Source organism: Corticibacter populi, from assembly GCF_004217315.1.
Lineage (GTDB): Bacteria > Pseudomonadota > Gammaproteobacteria > Burkholderiales > Burkholderiaceae_C > Lampropedia > Lampropedia populi.
Genome location: NZ_SGWR01000004.1, coordinates 40,407 through 61,138 on the forward strand (window position 1 = coordinate 40,407; position 20,732 = coordinate 61,138).

General features: G+C 61.4%; 15 protein-coding genes. 11 read left to right on the forward strand and 4 right to left on the reverse strand.

Translation table 11 applies throughout. From position 1 onward, the window contains the following. The first annotated feature begins 56 nt into the window (after positions 1–56). Entirely contained in the window at positions 57–533 is a 477-nt protein-coding gene (locus tag EV687_RS14335) for a universal stress protein (RefSeq protein WP_341273268.1), read from the forward strand. 23 nt (positions 534–556) lie between these two features. Here the strand turns inward: EV687_RS14335 and EV687_RS14340 are convergent, their stop codons facing one another. Together EV687_RS14340 and EV687_RS14345 are read right to left on the reverse strand one after the other, a co-directional pair. Continuing rightward, a complete protein-coding gene (locus EV687_RS14340) occupies positions 557–1,498 on the reverse strand; it encodes a DUF808 domain-containing protein (protein ID WP_122229746.1) in 942 nt (313 codons plus the stop codon). Between the two features lie 70 nt (positions 1,499–1,568). Next, a complete protein-coding gene (locus EV687_RS14345; protein WP_122229744.1) occupies positions 1,569–1,919 on the reverse strand; it encodes a DUF1840 domain-containing protein in 351 nt (116 codons plus the stop codon). A 339-nt stretch (positions 1,920–2,258) separates the two neighbouring features. Here EV687_RS14345 and EV687_RS14350 point away from each other — a divergent pair, with 339 nt between their 5' ends. After that, positions 2,259–3,311, forward strand: a complete 1,053-nt coding sequence (locus tag EV687_RS14350) for a glycosyltransferase (protein ID WP_162846620.1) — start codon at positions 2,259–2,261, stop codon at positions 3,309–3,311. Between the two features lie 42 nt (positions 3,312–3,353). After that, positions 3,354–4,736, forward strand: a complete 1,383-nt coding sequence (gene radA, locus EV687_RS14355) for a DNA repair protein RadA (RefSeq protein WP_122229740.1) — start codon at positions 3,354–3,356, stop codon at positions 4,734–4,736. A 37-nt stretch (positions 4,737–4,773) separates the two neighbouring features. Here radA and ubiM read toward each other — a convergent pair whose 3' ends face one another. Both ubiM and aqpZ read right to left on the reverse strand, forming a co-directional pair. Next, the gene (gene ubiM / locus EV687_RS14360; RefSeq protein ID WP_122229738.1) at positions 4,774–5,943 is read right to left on the reverse strand and encodes a 5-demethoxyubiquinol-8 5-hydroxylase UbiM; all 1,170 of its coding nucleotides are present in this window, start codon (positions 5,941–5,943) and stop codon (positions 4,774–4,776) included. Between the two features lie 230 nt (positions 5,944–6,173). After that, positions 6,174–6,899 carry an aquaporin Z gene (gene aqpZ, locus EV687_RS14365; RefSeq protein WP_122229736.1) on the reverse strand — a complete coding sequence of 242 codons (726 nt, stop codon included), beginning with the start codon at positions 6,897–6,899 and terminating at the stop codon, positions 6,174–6,176. 335 nt (positions 6,900–7,234) lie between these two features. On the opposite strand from aqpZ, the gene htpG reads away from it, so the two are divergent. The 8 genes from htpG to EV687_RS14405 all read left to right on the forward strand — a co-directional run bounded on the left by htpG (position 7,235) and on the right by EV687_RS14405 (position 20,729). Then, positions 7,235–9,286 (forward strand): molecular chaperone HtpG, encoded by a 2,052-nt coding sequence (htpG, locus tag EV687_RS14370; RefSeq protein ID WP_122229734.1) that lies wholly within the window; start codon positions 7,235–7,237, stop codon positions 9,284–9,286. Between the two features lie 179 nt (positions 9,287–9,465). Further along, positions 9,466–9,840, forward strand: coding sequence for a RidA family protein (locus EV687_RS14375; protein WP_423201095.1), 375 nt, complete (start codon positions 9,466–9,468; stop codon positions 9,838–9,840). 88 nt (positions 9,841–9,928) lie between these two features. Beyond that, positions 9,929–11,377 carry a tRNA uridine-5-carboxymethylaminomethyl(34) synthesis GTPase MnmE gene (gene mnmE, locus EV687_RS14380; RefSeq protein WP_122229947.1) on the forward strand — a complete coding sequence of 483 codons (1,449 nt, stop codon included), beginning with the start codon at positions 9,929–9,931 and terminating at the stop codon, positions 11,375–11,377. A gap of 183 nt (positions 11,378–11,560) precedes the next feature. Beyond that, positions 11,561–12,751: a tyrosine-type recombinase/integrase gene (locus EV687_RS14385; RefSeq protein ID WP_122229732.1), complete on the forward strand. Its 1,191-nt coding sequence runs from the start codon at positions 11,561–11,563 to the stop codon at positions 12,749–12,751. Positions 12,752–12,917: 166 nt separating this feature from the next. Then, positions 12,918–13,235, forward strand: coding sequence for an HVO_A0114 family putative DNA-binding protein (locus tag EV687_RS19045; protein WP_122229730.1), 318 nt, complete (start codon positions 12,918–12,920; stop codon positions 13,233–13,235). Positions 13,236–13,261: 26 nt separating this feature from the next. Next, positions 13,262–14,254 carry a restriction endonuclease gene (locus EV687_RS14395; RefSeq protein WP_162846624.1) on the forward strand — a complete coding sequence of 331 codons (993 nt, stop codon included), beginning with the start codon at positions 13,262–13,264 and terminating at the stop codon, positions 14,252–14,254. Positions 14,255–14,274: 20 nt separating this feature from the next. Beyond that, complete coding sequence (locus EV687_RS14400; protein ID WP_122229726.1) at positions 14,275–17,175, forward strand: SNF2-related protein; 2,901 nt, start codon at positions 14,275–14,277, stop codon at positions 17,173–17,175. Beyond that, the gene (locus tag EV687_RS14405; RefSeq protein WP_122229724.1) at positions 17,172–20,729 is read left to right on the forward strand and encodes an SIR2 family NAD-dependent protein deacylase; all 3,558 of its coding nucleotides are present in this window, start codon (positions 17,172–17,174) and stop codon (positions 20,727–20,729) included. The genes EV687_RS14400 and EV687_RS14405 overlap by 4 nt, the downstream gene beginning before the upstream one ends. Positions 20,730–20,732: the final 3 nt, after the last annotated feature.

A 20,732-nucleotide genomic window follows, 5' to 3' on the forward strand; every position in this document is an offset into this window, starting at 1 on the left:
GTGATGTGGCAACCAGGCCGCAACACGGCCCCGGCGCAATTTCCAGGAGGTTTGCGATGTCGCTGTATCAACACATCATGGTGCCCATCGACGGTTCCGAAACATCCCTGCATGCCATCGAGCATGCCAAGGCCATTGGCAAGGCGTTTGGCGGATCGGTGCTGGTGCTGTATGTCATCGATCCCTATCCCTTCACCGGGATCGGCACCGACCTGGCCTATGGCCAGGCGCAGTACGTGGCCGAGACCAGCGAACAGGCTCGCGATGCGCTGGCGCGTGCGCGGCAGGAACTGGAGCAGGCCGGCCTGCAGGTCGAGACCCTATCGCTGGAAGGCTCCATCGTGCAGAACACCATCTCGCAGGTGGTGCAGGAGCGCGGCATCGACCTGGTGGTGATGGCCTCGCATGGCCGCTCCGGGCTGGAAAAATTCCTGCTCGGCAGCACCACCGACCGCGTGCTTGGCTCCGTACAGGTGCCGGTGCTGGTGGTGCGCCGGCCAGACGATGCGGCATCGGCGGACAAGACCGATTGATGGCGGCGCGGCGCTCTATGGCTCTATGACGCCCGCGACGGGCCGCGCAGGCGCTTGAGCGCCGCCAGCACCCCCACGATGCACAGGCCCAGCGCCAGGCCCACCAGCGCGTTGCCGAGGTTGTTGACGAAGAAGTTGCCGGCATTGCCAGTCAGGCTGGCGGCCAGGTCCTGCAGCCCGTGGTGCAGGCTGGCGACGCCATGCACGATGATGCCGCCGCCCACCAGGAACATGGCGGCCGTGCCCAGCACCGACAAAGCCTTCATCAGCCATGGCGCCAGGGCGAGAATGGCGCGGCCACTCGCCCGCGCGGCTGCGCTGGCGCGCTGCGTCAGCCACAGGCCCAGGTCATCGAGCTTGACGATGCCTGCCACTAGGCCGTAGACGAATACCGTCATGGCCAGTGCGACGATGCCAAGCACCACCGCCTGGCGGGTCAGGTCATGGCCCTCGACGACGCCCAGCGTGATGGCGATGATCTCCGCCGAGAGGATGAAATCGGTACGGATGGCACCACGCACCTTGGTTTTCTCGTCGGTCGGCGCCTGCGGCTCGGCATGCCCGGCATGGTCCTGGTGCAGCAGCTTGTGCAGGATCTTCTCGGCCCCCTCATAGCAGAGGAAAGCGCCGCCGAGCATCAGCAGCGGCGTGATGGCCTGCGGCAGCAAGGCGCTGATGAGCAGCGCCAGTGGTACCAGCACCAGCTTGTTGACCAGCGAGCCCTTGGCGACGGCCCAGACCACGGGAATCTCCCGCTGTGCCGAGACGCCAGTGACCTGCTGGGCGTTGAGGGCCAGGTCGTCACCGAGCACGCCGGCGGTCTTCTGCGCCGCCACCTTGCTGAGCACGGCCACATCGTCGGCCATGGCCGCGCTCTTTCTCGCGGCCATCTTGGACATCACCGCCACGTCGTCGAGGATGGTGGCAATGTCGTCGAGCAACATCAACAGACCGGCTGCAGCCATGAATGGTTCTCCTTATCTGGGCGTCGCATCATAGTGCGAAAGCGGGCATGCCGCGACGGCAGATCCGCCCTCACACGCCCCAGACCACATCCTCTTCATTGGCAAGGGCGGTGCGCAGCAGTTGCAGCAGCGGGGCGCTGCGCTGGCGCAGGCTGATGGCTGGGCCGCGTTCGGCGCCGCCATCGGTGTCGGCCTCGGCGCGCGTGGCCGTGGCACCTTCGCTGGCGGCATCGGCGGCTGCTGCGGCCAGGGCGGCCTCTTCCCGGGCCACGGCCTGTTCCAGTGCGGCAATGGCCGCTGGCAACTGCGCGACGGTGACGATGCCCGGAGAGCCTTCCTTGCCGAGGATTTTCAGCAGACGCTTGGCGTCGCTGTCCAGGTACTGGATGGGGGCACTCGAGCGGGCAGTGAATTTGAGCATGGCAGCTTCTCCTCGGCAGAACCGTTGCGGGCAGGGTTCACAAATGGTTGCAGAGCCTGCCCGGCTTTGACCCTATCATCCATGTAACAATCCGCCGGCTCCGGGCCCCGTCCGGCGGGTTGGCGACGGGTCATCACCGACAGGCGCGATTGTCGCTGCTGTCCGGGGCCTTGTCGAATGAAGCATTGGAATGGCCCGGGTGCCGGCGGCAGTGACCACTGCCGCCGGCACCCGGGCACGTCCGATCCCAGGACCCTGAATACAAGAATACCAAGCGCCCAGGCATGGCCTGCACGGAACCTCTGTCTTCCCGTTGCCCATGTGGCGCGTTGCCCGATCATGCTGCCAGATCTGAACGCCTGCTGCCTCATCATTCCCGCCTACAACCCCGGTGACGGCTTGGTTGCGCTGGTGGGGGAGTTGCGCGCCCGGGGCTTTGCCCATCTGGTGGTGATCAACGATGGCTCGGCCGCGGAGTGCGCACCGGTGTTCGACGCCATTCGTGGCGATGTCGAACTGCTCGAGCATGCGCACAACCAGGGCAAGGGTGCGGCCCTCAAGACCGCGTTCGGCGCCGTGCTGCACCGGGGTTTTCGCTATGTCATCACGCTCGATGCCGATGGCCAGCACCTGCCTTTTGACGTCCAGGTGCTGGCGCAGCAGGCACTGGCCTGCGACGATGGCGCCGTGCTGCTGGGTGCGCGCAGCTTCCGCGCGGACGCGCCGCTGCGCAGCCGCATTGGCAACGAGCTGACGCGCTGGGTCTTCGGCAAGCTCTCGGGGCGTCACATCTCCGACACGCAGACCGGCCTGCGTCTGCTGCCGGCCAGCCTGCTGCCGGCGCTGCTGCGCCTGCAGGGCGAGCGCTACGAGTACGAGATGAACATGCTGGCCTATCTGGTCAAGCATCGCGTGCCGGTGCGCGAGGTGCCGATTGCCACCGTCTACATCGATGGCAACGAAAGCTCGCATTTCAGCCCGGTGATCGACTCGATCCGCATCTACTGGGTGCTGCTCAAGGACCTGCTGGTCGCCGGCACCTCGTTCGTGCTGGATCTGGCCTTGTTCGCGGCGCTGCTCCATGCCACCGGCAACATCTTCGTCGCGGTGGTGGTGGCGCGGCTGCTTTCGGCCGTCTACAACTTTGCCGGCAACCGCTTCTTCGTGTTCCGCGGCCGCCACGCCCATGCGTTGCTGCCGCAGTTCGCCGGTTATGCGGCGCTGGCGGTGCTCCTGATGCTGAGCTCGGCCACGCTGGTCGAATTCGTGGTGGAGACCTGGCGCACCCAGCCGGTGGTAACCAAGGCGGCGGTCGACGGGCTGCTCTACGCGGCCTCGTTCCTGATCCGCAAGGCCTGGTTGTTCCGCGTGCGCGAAGACGAGCGAGAATAAGGCTTTTCGGACCCGCTTCCCAAGGGTCTGCGAGGGCATTTCTTGGCACGCGACAAAAGTCTTTTCACCTGCTCCAACTGCGGCGCCACCAGTCCGCGCTGGTTGGGCAAATGCCCGGCCTGCGAGGCTTGGAACACGCTGGTCGAGACCGCTCCGGCGGCCGTGCCCGGCGAGAGCAGGAACCGGCTCAGCGCCAACCATTACGCCGGGCTGGCGGCGGCGCAGCCGGTCATGCCGCTGGCGCACATCGAGGCCACCGAGGTGGCCCGCACGCCCAGCGGTCTGCAGGAGCTCGACCGGGTGCTCGGCGGCGGCGTGGTAGAGGGCTCAGTGGTGCTGATCGGCGGCGACCCGGGCATCGGCAAGTCCACACTGCTGCTGCAGTTGCTCGACCGCCTGCAGCGCCAGGGCCTGCCCACGCTCTACGTCAGCGGCGAAGAAAGTGGCGCCCAGGTGGCGATGCGCGCGCGCCGACTGGGCCTGCCCGACAGCCTGGTGCCCATCCTCACCGAGATCCAGCTTGAGAAAATCCTGGCCTCCGTCGAGGCCGCGCAGCCGGCCGTGGCGGTGATCGATTCGATCCAGACGCTGTACTCGGACCAGCTTAGCTCGGCGCCCGGTTCGGTCGCGCAGGTGCGTGAATGCGCGGCGCACCTCACGCGCCTGGCCAAGGCCACCGGCATCGCCATCGTGCTGGTCGGGCATGTCACCAAGGAGGGCCAGCTGGCCGGCCCGCGCGTGCTCGAGCACATGGTCGACAGCGTCCTGTATTTCGAGGGCGACACGCACAGCAGCTTCCGGCTGGTGCGCGCCATCAAGAACCGTTTTGGCGCCGTCAACGAGATCGGCGTGTTCGCCATGACCGAAACGGGCCTTAAGGGCGTTTCCAATCCCAGCGCGATTTTTCTCAGCCAGCACAGCGAGGCGGTGCCGGGCAGCTGCGTGCTGGTGACGTTGGAGGGTTCGCGGCCGCTGCTGGTGGAAATCCAGGCACTGGTCGATGGCGGTGGGCCCAGTCCGCGGCGTCTCTCGGTGGGCCTGGAGCGCGACCGCCTGGCCATGCTGCTGGCGGTGCTACACCGCCATGCCGGCGTGGCCAGCTACGACCAGGATGTGTTCATCAACGCAGTCGGCGGGGTGCGCATCAACGAACCGGCGGCCGATCTGGCGATTCTGATGGCGATCCAGTCCTCGCTGCGCAACCAGGCTCTGCCCAAGGGTTTCATCGCCTTTGGCGAGGTGGGGCTGGCCGGCGAGGTGCGGCCGGCCGCGCGCGGCCAGGAGCGGCTGCGCGAGGCGGCCAAGCTGGGCTTCACTGTGGCGGTGGTGCCCAAGGCCAATATGCCGAAGAAGCCGATCGCCGGCCTTACCGTCCACCCGGTCGAGCGCATCGAGGAGGCGCTGGCGCTGGTGCGCGGCCTGTGACGACCGGGGGGCGCCCGGCCGGGCCCGGGATCCTTGTTTACGCCTGCGTCAGGTGCAGCGCCAGGGCGCGCCGGAAGGGCTGCACCGTATTGGCCAGGCGCAGGGCGCCATCGCGCAGCAGGCGTGGCACGGAGCGGTCGTCGGTGTAGAGCTGCGCGATGCCGTTGGTGGCCTGGTAAAGCGGCCAGGTTGCCAGGCGGTGCTGCCGCTCATAGGCCTGCAGATGGCGCGGGTCGGCCACGTCGTGGTGGCGGCGCTTGGCCAGCCAAAGCTGGCGCGCCAGCCTCTCCTGGCTTTGCAGACCGAAGTTGAAGCCGTGTGCGGTGATGGGATGCATGCCCACGGCGGCATCGCCGATGAGCGCGTAGCGCGGCGCCACGAAGCGGCGCGCATACGCGCCCACCAGTGGGTAGCTGTGCGGCGTGCCTTCCTTTTGCATGGCGCCCAGGCGGTGCGCGAAGCGCCGCGTGATGTTGGCGGAGAGGGCCGCATCGTCCAGTGCCAGCAGTTCCTGCATCTCGTGCGGCGGCAGCGTCAGCACCACGTTCGAGCGCTCGCCATTGAGCGGCAGCAGTGCCAGCGTCTGGCCGACGTCGAACCACTGCCAGCTGATGTGGTGGTGCGGTGCCTCGTGCGCGAAGCGGCACACCAGCATGGTGCGGCCGAAGTCATGCATGTCGGCGCTGATGCCCATCATGCGGCGGGTCTCGGAGTAGCGGCTGTCGGCGGCGACCACCAGCCGGGCTTGCACCGCCTCGCCGTTGGCGAGTTGCAGCCGGTGCGAAGCGGTGCCGGTATGCACGCCGACCACGCTGGTGCTGCCCAGCAGTGCAACATGCGGGCTGGCCTGCACGGCATCGAACAAGGCCTTGCGGATCAGATGGTTGGGCACGAAGTAGCCCAGCTCGGCCACGCCGATCAGCGTCGCGTCGATCTTCAACGCGTAACGCGAGGCGCCGTTGAAGATGTGCGCATCGCGCAGCTGCGAGATCTCGGCCGGGTCGATGTGCTGCCAGGCGCCCAGCTCCTCCAGGATGCGGCGCGAGGCGTGCGTGAGCGCGATCTCGCGGCCATCGAAGGCGGGTTCGGCCAGCGCATCGAGCGGCTGGCGGTCGATCAGCGCGATCGAGTGGCCGCTTCCCTGCATTGACTGGGCAAAGGCCAGGCCCACCGGGCCGGCTCCGACGATGGCGATATCGACTTGCATGCTGCTGCCTCCTGGCGCGGTGTGGGCGGGACCGTAGGCGCCTTTGGGTGGGAATGGGCTCTGGGCGGGCCCCAAGCCATGCCGCCGATGATAGCGGCGCACGCCGCACCATGACCGTGCGGACAGCAAAAAGCCCTCTGGCCAAGGGTGGCAGAGGGCTTTTGTTTGATGCCGGTCAAGCCGGTTGCGGCATGGCTGGCAGGCGGTGCGGTCCGGTTGCGTGTACTCGTTCACTCGTCCTCGGCGGTGGCCAGCAGGGCCTTGTAGATCACCGCGCCCAGCGCCGCCCCGATGATGGGTGCCACCCAGAACAGCCAGAGCTGGCCGAGTGCGGCGGTTTCGGCGAACAGCGCCACGCCGGTGCTGCGTGCGGGGTTGACCGAGGTGTTGGTCACCGGAATCGAGATCAGGTGGATCAGCGTCAGCGTCAGGCCGATGGCCAGGCCGGCGAATCCGGCGGCGGCGCGGCGCGCGGTGGTGCCGAGGATGACGATCAGGAAGATGGCGGTGAGCACGATTTCGGTGACCAGCGCCGCCGTCAGGCTGTACTTGCCGGGCGAGAGATCGCCATAGCCGTTGCTGGCAAAGCCGCCGACGCTGGCGCCATTGCCGGTGGCAATCACATACAGCACGGCGCCGGCGGCCACGCCACCGAGCACTTGCGCGATGATGTAGCCGGGCAGCTCGGCGTACGAGAAGCGCCCGCCGACGGCCAGACCCACCGAGACGGCCGGGTTGAAGTGGCCGCCCGAAATGGGGCCGAGCGCATAGGCGCCGGTGAGCACCGTCAGGCCGAAGGCCAGCGCGACCCCCAGGAAGCCGATGCCCAGGCCGGTGTCGGCGCCGTTGCTGAGGAATTTGGCTGCCAGCACTGCGCTGCCGCAGCCGCCCAGGACGAGCCAGAAGGTGCCGATGAATTCGGCTGCCAGTTTCTTGGAGGTGCTGTAAGTGGCCATGGTGTGTCGCTCCTTGGTGTCAGATGGATGCCGGATGCAGAACGCGGATGCAGGACCCGGATGCACAATGATGCGCAGCCGCCACCGGCGCAGCCTGTGGCCGTGGACGGCAGCGCATTGTGGGCCGGTGCGGCAGGCACGGAGCGGTGCTTCTGTGAACAATGATCAATAGCGGGCGCCCCGTCCGGCTTTTGCTGGCGATGGCCATGACTTGAAAAAAGATCCCTCGACCGCATCTGTGCGATTTGCGGCTGGGGTTGCCGAGACCTTTTCGAGCCCTTCACCGCCGTTTTCTCCGGTCACTTGACTGCTTGATTGTTGTTTGGACGAATCTCATGAGCACACAAAAACATTCCTTCCAGGCCGAAGTTGCCCAGGTGCTGCACCTGGTGACCCATTCCCTTTACTCGAATCCCGAGATCTTCCTGCGCGAGTTGATATCCAATGCCGCCGATGCCTGCGACAAGCTGCGCTTCGAGGCGCTGGACAACAGCGGGCTGTACGAGAGTGACCCGGAGTTGCGCGTGCGGGTGAGCTTCGACGAGAAGGCCAGGACGCTGACCATCGACGACAACGGCATCGGCATGAGCGTGCAGGAGGCCATCGACAACCTGGGAACCATCGCCAAGAGCGGCACGCGCGAGTTCACCAGCCGCCTCACCGGCGACCAGAAGGCCGATGCGCAGCTGATCGGCCAGTTCGGCGTGGGCTTCTACTCGGCCTTCATCGTCGCCGACAAGGTCACCGTCGAAACCCGCCGCGCCGGCCTGCCGGTCAGCGAAGGTGTGCGCTGGCAGAGCGATGGCACGGGTGACTTCGAGGTCGCCAGCATCGAGCGCGCGCAGCGCGGCACCAGCATCACGCTGCAACTGCGCGAGGATGCCCAGGATTTCCTCAACGGCTGGAAGCTCAAGTCCATCATCAACAAGTATTCCGACCACATCAGCCTGCCGGTGCAGATGGAGAAGGAAGAGTGGAAGGACGGCGAGCAAGAGGGTGAGCCTGGCGGCATGGTCAAGACCGGCGAGTGGGAAACCATCAACCAGGCCAACGCGCTGTGGGCGAGACCGAAGAAGGACATCACGGACGAGCAGTACATCGAGTTCTACAAGAGCCTCAGTCACGACTTCGAGGCGCCGCTGGCCTGGAGCCATAACAAGGTCGAGGGCAGCACCGAATACACGCAGCTGCTCTACATCCCGGCCAAGGCGCCGCAGGACCTGTGGAACCGCGACAAGCACGCCGGCATCAAGCTCTACGTCAAGCGCGTCTTCATCATGAACGAGGCGGATGCGCTGCTGCCCTCATACCTGCGCTTCGTGTTCGGCGTGATCGACTCGGCCGACCTGCCGCTCAACGTCAGCCGCGAACTGCTGCAGGAAAGCCGCGATGTGCGCGCCATCCGCGACGGCAACACGCGCCGCGTGCTGGGCCTGCTCGAGAGCCTGGCCGATGAACAGCGCACCGACGCGCAAAGCCAGGAAGGCAAGATCGACATCGGCTCGGGCGAGGCCACGCCGGCCCCCGAATCGACCGCCGACGTCACCGATGTCGAGGACAAGAACGCCGCCGGCAAGGAGACTGCCACCGCCGCCGGAGCCTCTGCCGAGTTTGCCGACGAGGCGGGCAAGTACGCGCGCTTCTACGCCGAATTCGGCGCCGTGCTCAAGGAGGGTCTGGGCGAGGACTTCGCCAACCGCGAGCGCATCGCCAAGCTGCTGCGCTATGCCTCCACGCAAAGCGACACCGTCAGCGTCAGCCTGGCCGACTACAAGGCCCGCATGAAGGAAGGCCAGAAGGCCATCTACTACCTCACCGCCGACAACCTGGCCGCCGCCAAGAGCAGTCCGCAACTCGAGCTGTTCCGCAAGAAAGGCATCGAAGTGCTCTTGATGACCGACCGCGTCGACGAATGGGCCATGGGCTTTCTGAGCGACTTCGACGGTACGCCGCTGCAATCCATTGCCAAGGGTGCCGTGGACCTGGGCGATCTGCAGGACGAAGCCGAGCGCAAGGCCGCCGAAGAGGCGGCCGAAGCCTTCAAGCCCGTGCTCGAACGCCTCAAGGCCGCGCTGGCCGCCGAGGCCGAGGACGTGCGCGTGACCACGCGCCTGGTCGACTCGCCCGCCTGCCTGGTGGTCAAGGACGGCCAGATCAGCACCCAGCTCGCGCGCCTTCTCAAGCAGGCTGGCCAGGCCGTGCCGGATACCCGCCCGGTGCTGGAGGTCAATCCCGCGCATCCGCTGCTCAAGAAGCTGGAAGCGGCAGACGGCGCCGCCTTCGCCGACCTGGCCCATATCCTGTTCGACCAGGCGCTGCTGGCCGAAGGCGGGCTGCCGGCCGACCCCGCCGCCTACGTCAAGCGCGTCAACGCGCTGCTGGCCTGACCGCCTAGCCAACGGCCTTGGGATACTGTTCACGATCTTTTCGTGGTCCGCGGAAAGATCGTGAACAGGTTCTTCAAGCTGCACCCCGTTGCGCCGCCATTCACCGGTGCAACGGGTGGCCTCGGCCCCGGTACCCCATCATCACCCCTCAAGCGCCAAGCGCTGCAACGGAACACCCCATGAGCATGCCTGCATCCCCCGTCGTTCGCCACCATGTCGGCCCGCGCCTCTCGGAGACCGCCATCTTCAACAACACCGTCTATTTGGCCGGGCAAATCCCCGAGAACAGCCCGGGCCAGGATATCGCCACTCAGACCCGCGAGGTGCTTGGCCACATCGACCGTCTGCTCGCCGAGGCCGGCTCCAGCAAGCGCAGCATCCTGCAATGCCAGATCTACCTGCGGGACGTGGGCGACATCGGTGCCATGAACGCGGTGTGGGACGAATGGGTCGACCCCAGCCACACCCCGCCGCGCGCCACGGTGCAGGCACTGCTGGCCAACCCGGATTACCGCATCGAGGTGGTGGTGGTCGCTGCCGTCGAAGAAGCATAAGCGCGGCGCAGGCACTGGCTGCTTGCTGCAGCAGCGCCGGCAGGCCGTGGCCGATAATCGGATCTTTGCGTCCACCCCGCCTGCATTCATGACTGCGCCGCCCGCTTTGCCACGCCACCCCATCATCGCCATTGCCACCGCACCCGGCCGCGGCGGCATTGGCGTGATTCGCATCTCCGGGCCGCAACTGCGCCCCTGGGCCGAGCATTACCTGGGCCAGCCGCTGCGCGCGCGCCATGCCCACTACCTGCCGTTCCCGGCTGGCGACGGCACGCCGCTCGACCATGGCTTGGCGCTGTACTTCCCGGCTCCCCATTCCTACACCGGCGAGGACGTGCTCGAGCTGCAGGCCCACGGCGGACCCGTGTTGCTGCAGATGCTGCTGGCGCGCTGCCTCGAATCGGCGGCCGAGCGCGATCCCGCCACCGGCGAGCCGCGCCTGCCGAGGCTGCGCCTGGCGGAGCCGGGCGAATTCACCCAGCGCGCCTTCCTCAATGACAAGATGGACCTCGCCCAGGCCGAGGCCGTAGCCGACCTGATCGACGCCAGCACCGAAACCGCCGCGCGCAGTGCCGGTCTGTCGCTCAGCGGCGCCTTCTCGCAGGCCATCGGCTCCTTGCGCGAGCAGCTCATCCACCTGCGCATGCTGGTCGAGGCCACGCTGGACTTCCCCGAAGAGGAAGACGTTGACTTCCTGCAGGAGGCCGACGCCGCCGGCCAGTTGCAGCAACTGCAGGCGCAGCTCGAGAGCGTGCGCCGCCGCGCACGCCAGGGCGCGTTGCTGCGCGAGGGCCTGAAGATCGTCATCGCCGGCCAGCCCAACGCCGGCAAAAGCTCGCTGCTCAATGCCTTGGCCGGTGCGGAACTGGCCATCGTCACGCCCATTGCCGGTACCACCCGCGACAAGGTCGAGCAGACCATCCAGATCGATGGCGTGCCGCTGCACATCGTCGATACCGCCGGTCTGCGCGAGACCGAGGACACCGTCGAGCGCATCGGCGTAGAGCGCGCCTGGCATGCCCTTGAAGGTGCCGATGCCGTGCTGTTCCTGCACGACCTGACGCAGCGCGAGAGCGCCGCCTACCAGCAGGGCGATGCGCAAATCCGCAGGCATCTCGCCAAGCGCATCGCCCCGGCGACGCCCGTGCTGCATGTCTGGAACAAGCTTGATTGCGTCACGCCCGCGGCGCAGGCAGCGGTAACAGCCGCGCTGCCTGCGGGCGAGGAAAGCCTTTTCATTTCCGCCCAGGCCGGCACCGGCTTGGATGTACTGCGCCAGCGTCTGCTGGAACTGGCCGGCTTTCAGTCCCTGCCCGAAGGCGTCTTCATGGCCCGCGCGCGACACCTGCGCGCGCTGGCCGAGGTGGGCGAACATCTGAACATCGCCAGCGCCATGCTGGAGCAGCCGGAGCGTCCCCTCGATCTGCTCGCCGAGGAACTGCGCCTGGCCCAGACGGCACTCAATGCCATCACCGGCGAGTTCACCTCCGATGACCTGCTGGGGGTGATTTTTTCGAGCTTCTGCATCGGGAAGTGATGTGGGGTCCATGGAGGTCCACCGAAGTCTGCTGATGTGCCTGTAAGCCGCATAAATAAAAGGATTTTTGTCTACTGAGTGATTCGGTGATACAGTCAAAGCCATCGCTATTCGGGTCCATATATGGGTCCAATCTCACCGAATAGCCTGACTATTGACTTTCATGGACCCAAAGGAGGGTCCATGTCTCTCACAGACACCGCGCTCAAGGCGCTCAAGCCGAAGGATGCCTCGTACATCGTCAGCGACGATCGCGGGCTGTACGTCGAGGTGCTGCCGAGTGGCAGCATCGTCTGGCGTTATCGCTATCGGCTGGACGGCAAACGGGAAAAGCTCACACTCGGCAAGTACCCGGCCCTTACCCTGAAGAACGCCCGCCTGAAACGGGACGAGGCAGCCCACCAAGTGGCGATGGGGGAGTCGCCAGCAAAGAAGAAACAGCAGGAGAAAGTGGCCGGCGCAGAAGACGCCACCGTGGCCGAATTCGCCGAACGCTTCTTCAAGGACATCCAGTCACGCGACCGCAAGGACGTGACCATGCCTCGCCGCTACCTGGAGAAGGACATCCTGCCGCACATAGGCAGCAAGCCGGTCCGGGACATTACCGCCGAAGACGTGCGCAGCGTCATCTGGCGCAAGAAAGAGCAAGGCTTCGACGCCGCCGCCGGCCAGGTGCGCGGGCTGCTCAAACGCATGTTCGATTACGCACTGACCTGCGGGCTGATCCAGGCCAACCCGGTCATGGCCCTGCCGATGCGGCACGTCTACCGCGCCGCCGCCCGCGATCGGGCGCTGACGCCGGACGAAATCCGGCAGTTCCTGCGCGCCATGCAGTCCTCCAATATCCGTCGCCAGTTCAAGATCGCCTTCCAGCTGATCCTGATGACACTGGTGCGCAAGTCCGAGCTGATGCTGGCGCAGTGGAAGGACGTGCATCTGGACGAAGGCGAATGGCACATCCCGGTCGAGAACTCCAAGACCGGCAAGCCGCACATCGTCTACCTGTCCACCCAGGCGCAAACGCTGTTCAAGGAACTCAAGCCGCTCGCCAGCAGCAGCGACTGGGTGCTGCCAGGGCGCGGCACCCTGGCCAAGCCCTTCGCCGACAATGCACTGAACCAGGCGCTGAAGGTGTCATTACAGGGGCAGGAGATCCCTGCCTTCACCATCCATGACCTGCGGCGCACCGCATCGACGTTGCTGCACGAGCAGGGCTGGGCTTCGGACGTGGTGGAAAAGGCGCTGAACCACACCATCGGCGGCGTGCGCGGCGTCTACAACAGGGCGGAGTACGCAGAGCAGCGGCGGGAGATGTTGCAGGCGTGGTCGGATTACATCGATGGGCTGGCGCCATCGGCCAATTTGGTGGTGTGAGTCCGGCCGGGGCGCTGGTGGCCTTTTCCCTTTTTGGGTAGGGCCGTTGCCCCTTGATTGCCATTCCCTTGTCTCTGCCTTTTCCTTCGTGGCGGGCATTTATGATCGACGATGATTATCAGACACTGATATAATTGTAAATCAACGTGTCATTGGATTCGCGATCATGAAGCGCTGCATTGTGGGTATCCGACAGCCAGACGGTTTGCCACCGCAGGGAAGCGAAACGCCCAGCATTTGGTTTCCGTCTCTGGCATCACTGGCAGCGGTGCTGTCGGACGACAACCGCCGCCTGCTGCGCCTGATCCATGACAAACAACCCAAGTCCCTGACCGAACTGGCCGAACTTAGCGGCCGCAAGGTGCCGAACCTGTCGCGCACCCTGCGGATGATGTCGGATTACGGCCTGGTTTCGCTGCAGCGCAATGTTCGGGATGTTCAGCCAACCGCGCTGGCGACCGAATTTCTGGTCGTGCTGGATTGATGGCTATGAATACGAGAGGGAATGCGATGGCACGGATGTGGATGGTGCGCGGCGAAGGCGGCAGTCTGTATGACGCCTTTCGTGAGCGTGGTGTGGCGGCTATAGGCTGGAATCAATTGGCGGCCCATGCCAAACCCGGTGTCGGGCGCAAGCAGCTAATCGCCCTGTACCAGTCCGCCGAGCCCCAGGCCAAACAAGGGACAGTGATCTCGGGCGCATCCCAGGTCTGGCGCTTCGTCAACGACATCCAGGATGGTGATTGGATCGTCACCTACTCGCCAGCCAATCGCCTGTATTCGATCGGCAAGGTCACGGGACCAACCGAGCACCATCCCGAGTGGGCGGAGCAAGGCATGCCGCTGGCGCGCAAGGTTCAGTGGCAAGCGCAGGAGCTGCCGCGCGACAGCCTGGGCACGAGCACCAAGAACAGTTTGGGTTCCACGCTAACCCTGTTCGAGGTGCCGTCGAGTGCCGCCGTCGAAGTGCTGGCGGCGTTGAAAGGCAAACCCGTTCCGCCAGTGGAAGATGACGCGGAAGAGGCCATCGCCGACCCGCTGGTCGACATCGAATCTCAGGCGCTGGAACGCATCAAGGATCGGGTCAACGAACTGGACTGGGACGACATGCAGCAGCTGGTTGCCGGCATCTTGCGCGCCATGGGCTACAAGACCCAGGTCTCGCCGCCTGGCTCCGACCGTGGGAAGGACATCGTGGCGTCGCCGGACGGTTTCGGCTTCGAACACCCGCGCATCGTCGTGGAGGTCAAGCACCGCAAAGGGCAGATGGGCAGTCAGGAGATTCGCAGCTTTCTCGGCGGCCGCCATAAGGATGATCGCGGGCTATACGTCAGCACCGGCGGCTTCACCAAGGACGCGCAGTACGAAGCGGACCGGGCATCCATTCCGCTTGCAATGTGGACATTGGATCATGTGGTGCGCGCCCTGATCGAACACTACGACGCCACCGACGCCGAAACCAAACGCATCGTGCCGCTGAAGCGGCTGTACTGGCCTGCTTGACGCCTGCGGAGACACATACTTTGGAATACTTTCTGACCCCTCACCAAAGTCAGTACTTCGCTTGGCAGCTTACCCGCCAGGCAGCCAGCGACAGCGTGGAATCTCTGGCGAGTGCGCTGGTTGACTCCCAGGTGGATTTGAATCCGCACCAGGTCGAAGCCGCGCTCTTTGCCTGCCGCAATCCACTCTCGCGAGGCGTGATCCTGGCGGACGAGGTGGGGCTGGGTAAGACGATCGAAGCGGGGCTGGTCATTTCTCAACGTTGGGCAGAGCGGCGTCGCAAGATGCTCATCATCGTGCCGGCCAACCTGCGCAAGCAATGGCACCAGGAATTGCAGGACAAGTTCAATCTTCAGGGGCTGATCCTCGAAGCGAAGAACTACAACGCCATGCGCAAGGAAAGTGTCACGCAACCCTTTCTGCATGCAGGCGGGCCGGTCATCTGTTCCTACCAGTTCGCCAAAGCCAAGGCTGATGACCTCAAGCGCATCCATTGGGATCTGGTGGTCATGGATGAAGCCCACCGTCTGCGCAATGTCTACAAGAACGGCAACGTCATTGCCCGGACCATTCGCGACGCGTTGGAGCACGTCGATGCCAAAGTCCTGCTGACGGCAACACCGTTGCAAAACACCCTGCTGGAGCTTTACGGCTTGGTGAGCATGATCGACGAGCGTGTATTTGGCGATCTCGACAGTTTCCGAACGCAATTTTCTGGCGTCAGAACCGAACAGTCCAACCGGGCACTGCGAGAGCGTTTGACGCCGCTTTGCAAGCGCACGCTGCGCCGGCAAGTTCAGCAGTACGTGCCGTATACCGCTCGTATCGCCATCGTCGAAGAGTTCACGCCCAGCCAGGAAGAGCAGCAACTTTCCGCATTGGTCGCCGATTACCTGCGTCGCCCGAATCTCAAGGCACTGCCTGAAGGCCAGCGTCAACTGATCTCGTTGGTGCTATGGAAGCTACTGGCCTCGTCCAGCCACGCCATTGCCGGGGCGCTGGAGACTATGGCCAATCGCCTTCAAGGACAACTGGATGAGTTGCCTGATGTCCCTGACCTAACAGAGTCGCTGGATGACGACTACGAAGGACTGGATGAAACCGCCGATGAGTGGAATGGCGCAACCGTCAATGATGCCGATGCCAGCGCCAACGAACGAGCAGCCATTGCCGACGAAGCGGCCGAACTCCGACGCTTCAAGGAATTGGCTACGGGTATTCGACAGAATGCCAAAGGGCAAGCGCTGTTGACTGCACTGGGCAAAGCTTTCGCTGAGCTGGAGCGTTTAGGTGCGGGCAAGAAAGCCATCATCTTCACCGAGTCCAAGCGCACCCAGAACTACCTGCTTTCCCTGTTGGCTGAGACGCCTTACGGCGACGGTATCGTGCTGTTCAATGGCACCAACAGCGATGCCAGGGCTCAAGCCATTTACAAAGACTGGCTGCAACGCCATGAAGGCAGCGACCGCATTACCGGCTCCAAAACCGCAGATACTCGCGCCGCGCTGGTCGAACACTTCAAGGAGCGGGGCACCATCATGATCGCGACGGAGGCGGGTGCGGAAGGCATCAACCTCCAGTTTTGCTCGCTGGTCATCAACTACGACCTGCCGTGGAATCCCCAGCGGATCGAGCAACGTATCGGCCGCTGCCACCGCTACGGGCAAAAGCACGATGTGGTGGTGGTCAACTTCGTCGACCGCAGCAATGAGGCGGATGCGCGCGTCTATGACCTCCTGTCGCAGAAGTTCAAGCTGTTCGAAGGCGTGTTCGGCGCCAGTGACGAAGTGCTGGGGACCATCGGCTCCGGCGTGGATTTCGAACGGCGTATCGCAGAGATTTACCAGAAATGCTCGAAGCCAGAAGAAATCCGCAACCGCTTCGAAGACCTCCAGCGCGAACTTGCCAGCGAGATCGACGAAGCGATGCTCAGAACACGGCAGCTTCTGCTGGAGAATTTCGACGAGGAAGTGCAGGAGAAACTGCGCATCCGCAGCCAGGACAGCCAAGCGGTGCTGAACAAGTACGAGCGCCTGCTGATGGACTTGAGCCGCACGGAGTTGCGGGATCATGCCCGCTTCGATACTGCCGAAGAAATCAATGGCTTTGTCCTGCATAGCCTGCCCGATGGGCTAGGTCACGCCACTGGCAGCAGCGAACAGGCGGCGATGGCGGGGCGCTATGAACTGCCCAGGCGCAGCGGCGATGCGCATCTTTACCGTATGGGCCACCCCTTGGCGGAATGGGCCATTGAGCGCGCCAAGGCGCGAGATCTACAACTCCCCACACGATTGGCGTTCGACTACGCCGCCTACGGCAAAAGGCTCGTCAGCCTTGAAAAATGGCGCGGCCAGAGCGGCTGGCTGAGTGTGACCCTGTTGACCGTCGAAACCCTGAACGATCAAGAGCAGCACCTGGTTGTTTCCGCCTGCACCCAGACGGGGGAAGCGCTGCCAGAGGACGATCCAGAAAAATTGCTGCGCCTGCCTGCGCAAGTCAAAGGCGATGCGCACCTGGAAGCATGTGCCGAACTCGTCGCCAACGTCGAAAGCCGGAAAAGCGTGCTACTGCGTGAGATCAATCAGCGCAATCTGGGCTACTTCGAGCAGGAAGTGCAGAAACTCGATGCTTGGGCAGACGACCTGAAGCTCGGGTTGGAGCAAGAAATCAAAGCCATCGACGGCGAGATCAAGGAGGTGCGCCGCACCGCCGCCGCATCGCCCACGCTGGAAGAAAAACTGGCGCATCAGAAACGCCAACGAGAATTGGAAAACAAGCGCAGCAAACTACGCAGGGAGCTGTTCGCCAGGCAGGATGACATCGAGATGCAACGCAATACGCTGATCGAACAGCTTGAGGAGCAACTGGAACAGCGGGTTCAGGAACAGGTGCTGTTCAACGTGGAGTGGGTGCTGCAATGATGAAAGATATCTCTTCTCTTCCCGATTACGCTGCATTAAAAAAACTTGCGTCTGCACTTTGGCAGCAGGACAACTCCTATCATGGCGCAGCCGTCATGGTGGGTGCAGGCTTTAGCAGAAGCGCTGCCTCGACAGGCGATGCTAGTAAGAAACTGCCGCTCTGGAATCATTTTTCCAGCAAACTTGCCGATGAATTGGGTTCAGGCAGCACCGACCCTCTGCGCTTGGCAGAAGAATATTGCGCCTATTTTGGCAAGCAAGCTCTGAATGACTTGGTCAAAAAAGAAATCAACGATGCTGCGTGGGCACCTAGCGAGTTGCACAAATCCTTACTGGAATTGCCATGGTCAGAAATTCTGACCACCAACTGGGATACGTTGCTGGAGCGTGCATCAGCCAACGTGCACCAACCGATTTACAGTGTGGTTTCCAAGCAAGAGGATCTTTCCAGCGCAAGATCACCAAGAATCGTCAAGCTGCACGGAACGATAGACATAACCAAAGAACTGGTTTTCACCCAAGAGGACTACCGAAAATATCCACAACAGTACGCTGCGTTTGTCAATTTTTCACGTCAAGTTTTCATCGAAAACGAACTGTGCTTGTTAGGCTTCTCCGGTGATGATCCTAACTTTCTCCAGTGGGCTGGATGGGTCCGAGATCATCTGGCCACACATTCAAGACGTATTTACCTCGTTGGAGCCTTGGGGCTGAACTCCGCAAAACGAAAATATCTGGAATCCATCAATGTCGCGCCCATCGACCTGGGTGACTTGGTTACAGATTACGATGAACTCGATATTCGGCATCTGGAAGCGACAAAAATATTCATCCGAGCCTTACAAGATCTTAAGCCTAAACAGATTTGGGAGTGGGATCCAACGCAACTGCATCGTACAACAACGACGGGGGCAGAAAGCACCAAGATTCATCAAGATGCCAGCTATGCGGCTAAGTTGCTGGAGGACAAGCTACCGTCTTTAGAAAAGGATCGGTTGTCTTACCCTGACTGGTTGGTTTGTCCCTATGGACAGCGATTTCAGTTGCAAAGCCACATAACCGATCCTTGGCCAAACCCCAAGAATCTGTCTGCAATGGCAGTAACCTCTAAAGCCAAGCTATTGTACGAAATCACTTGGCATCACCAAGTAACCTTTGAGGTCATGCCATCTTGGCTGGCTAATGAGTTGCTTACTGTATGCGATCCTGACAAGTCATGTGTGCTATCCAAAAGGCAGCAGTTGGAAATTGCGCTTTTGCTGCTGAAAAATACGCGCTGGATGGATAATCCTGACTCCGAAAACATTGCTCAGACGACAAGTGCAATATTGGAAAAAGGAAAAAAATACTGGCCCGAAAGCAGCGATGAGCTTGCTTACCATCGCGCTATCGTGGCGCGCGACCAGTTCGACTATACCGCCTTGGAACAACATGTTGAAAAAATTATCAGTAGCAATCCAGTCTGGAAATTAAGAAAAGCTTCTCTGCTTGCCGAGCTTGGGCAATTTGATAAGGGTAAGGCTCTAGTAGCAGAGGCGTACAAGGAGCTTCTAACCCAGTATCGAAATGATCGCAACTCAATTCATGTACTCTCACGATTAGCCTGGGCGCACTGGTTAATGCGTGGCGTTGATCTTTCGTCATTTGACAAAGAATTCAGAGCCTTCCCGTCCAGCTATCGAGATTCCAAGTGTGACCCATGGGATCACATCGAGCATATTAGGGAGCGAATTTCTAAAGAGCTGGATAAACAGCAGAAAAAAAATGCAATCGAACCACTATTTGAGCCAGGGCGTTATCGAGATAACGCCAATAGCGTAAGTTTCAGCAATGAATTGCATCCCTTGCTTTTGTTGGAAGGCATCTCTGGCATCGTGGGGATGCCCCTACGCTGGAACGGTGTCAGCTTCCTCGTTGATCAAGCCGCTAGGATCGCAGAGCTTGATGGGATTGATAATATTCACCGCTTTGCATTGGCTATTCGTTCGGCGAATAGCGATACTTCAGACGTCTTGAAAAAGGTGTTCTCAAGAATCCATGTTGCATGCTTTTCAGATGACAACGTGAATTATTTGCTGAACCAGTGCACTCTGGCGATCAACTATTGGGCAGCAAATTGGGCTGGGAGGTCTGGATCTGATAGAAGCATTGCAATTGATCGCCTGCGGATTTTTATCGAGGTATTAGCTCGCGTATCAGTGAGAGCCACACCCGAACAGGCAAAGCAAATATTCCGCTTGGCTGTATCTCTTGGCAAGAAACCTGAACTTCATCATTTCTGGCTTTTTGATGCAGTCAAACACCTGTCTGAATTCTCTCTCAAGAGCATTCCCGATTCGCAGCAGCATGATGTTTTGCTCGATGCCTTGTCATTCCCTCTTCAGTCTGAAATAAGCATCAGGGATCACAAAGAGTGGGCCAATCCAGTCGTAAAACACCCAGGGGAAAGAAAGCAAGGCTCTGCTCTTGATCGTCGTATAGATGAAATAATAGACCATATTGCACCATGCTCACCTCAAAGTGCCGCTGCTCTACTGCGTCTTCTTCCGTTGATCGAGAAAGAATTTTTGACAGATGAAGAACTCAAGAAAATTTCGGAGAAAGTATGGGAAAGTGAGCCCGATCTGCACACTCTTCCTGAAACAGGTTTGCTCAAATATGTGCTACTTGAAATTCCCTCACCAGATCCTTCCGCTGTCAAAGCTCTTGTCAGGCGCTATCTATTTGATGCAAAAAGTCCAAACCTAATTAATCGGGAGCTTCTGACGGATATAGCCAATGCTGCGCAAGCAGAAAATGTCAAGGAATTTCCGTCAGTAGATCAGGCTGTCGATTACTTCGAGCAACTGGTTGTTTGGAGGCCGAATAGAGACAACAACGATATGCTCGGGTTTTCGCAAAATGAAAAGCACCAGACCGCTAAATTGGTCAGTGAAGTGTTGGCTCGATCTGTTGTTCCTGCATTGCCTTCTGAAGTATTGACTGAAGAGAGCTTTCAAAAATTGTGTGCTTTTTATTCCGAGGTCGAGGCACCAGAGATTCTAATCGCATTGCCGTACTTTACTGTTGCAAACGAGAGTTTTATTGAGCCTGTGGAAAGGTTGATCAGACAAGGGCTTCAATCGGACGATGCAAACAAATTAGCGTATGCGTCATATGCCCTGTTGACCTGGAGAGACCAGAAGGAATCGCTTGCTATTGACAGATTGATCGTGAGGCTAGTTTATCTGATAGGTTCAAATCGAATGACAGGTTTGTCAGCGCTGCTTTGGACTGCCAATCAGATGTACTGCAAAAAATATCTGTCTGATGAAAGCATAGAGTCATTGGTAGAAATTGTTCCTGTCATATATGACAACGCTGGGTATATAAATATCTCTCCGTCTGGCCGAGAGTCCGTTAGTGTTTCCTTTGTGCGTGCCGCCTGCGTCAGACTGGCAAGGGATATCGTTAGCAATGGCGAGCATCAGAATGATGAACTACTTCGGATCTTGGAAGAGGCGAAGCAGGATGCCCTCCCCGAAGTTAGATTCGCAGAAATGACAAATGTATAGGTT

Coding starts and splice junctions, on each gene's coding strand:
- EV687_RS14405 (WP_122229724.1), top strand. CDS start 17,172: ATGATGAAAGATATCTCTTCTCTTCCCGATTACGCTGCATTAAAAAAA.
- EV687_RS14395 (WP_162846624.1), top strand. CDS start 13,262: ATGGCACGGATGTGGATGGTGCGCGGCGAAGGCGGCAGTCTGTATGAC.
- EV687_RS14385 (WP_122229732.1), top strand. CDS start 11,561: ATGTCTCTCACAGACACCGCGCTCAAGGCGCTCAAGCCGAAGGATGCC.
- htpG (WP_122229734.1), top strand. CDS start 7,235: ATGAGCACACAAAAACATTCCTTCCAGGCCGAAGTTGCCCAGGTGCTG.
- EV687_RS14340 (WP_122229746.1), bottom strand. CDS start 1,498: ATGGCTGCAGCCGGTCTGTTGATGTTGCTCGACGACATTGCCACCATC.
- EV687_RS14335 (WP_341273268.1), top strand. CDS start 57: ATGTCGCTGTATCAACACATCATGGTGCCCATCGACGGTTCCGAAACA.
- aqpZ (WP_122229736.1), bottom strand. CDS start 6,899: ATGGCCACTTACAGCACCTCCAAGAAACTGGCAGCCGAATTCATCGGC.
- EV687_RS19045 (WP_122229730.1), top strand. CDS start 12,918: ATGAAGCGCTGCATTGTGGGTATCCGACAGCCAGACGGTTTGCCACCG.
- EV687_RS14350 (WP_162846620.1), top strand. CDS start 2,259: ATGCTGCCAGATCTGAACGCCTGCTGCCTCATCATTCCCGCCTACAAC.
- ubiM (WP_122229738.1), bottom strand. CDS start 5,943: ATGCAAGTCGATATCGCCATCGTCGGAGCCGGCCCGGTGGGCCTGGCC.
- EV687_RS14375 (WP_423201095.1), top strand. CDS start 9,466: ATGAGCATGCCTGCATCCCCCGTCGTTCGCCACCATGTCGGCCCGCGC.
- mnmE (WP_122229947.1), top strand. CDS start 9,929: ATGACTGCGCCGCCCGCTTTGCCACGCCACCCCATCATCGCCATTGCC.
- EV687_RS14345 (WP_122229744.1), bottom strand. CDS start 1,919: ATGCTCAAATTCACTGCCCGCTCGAGTGCCCCCATCCAGTACCTGGAC.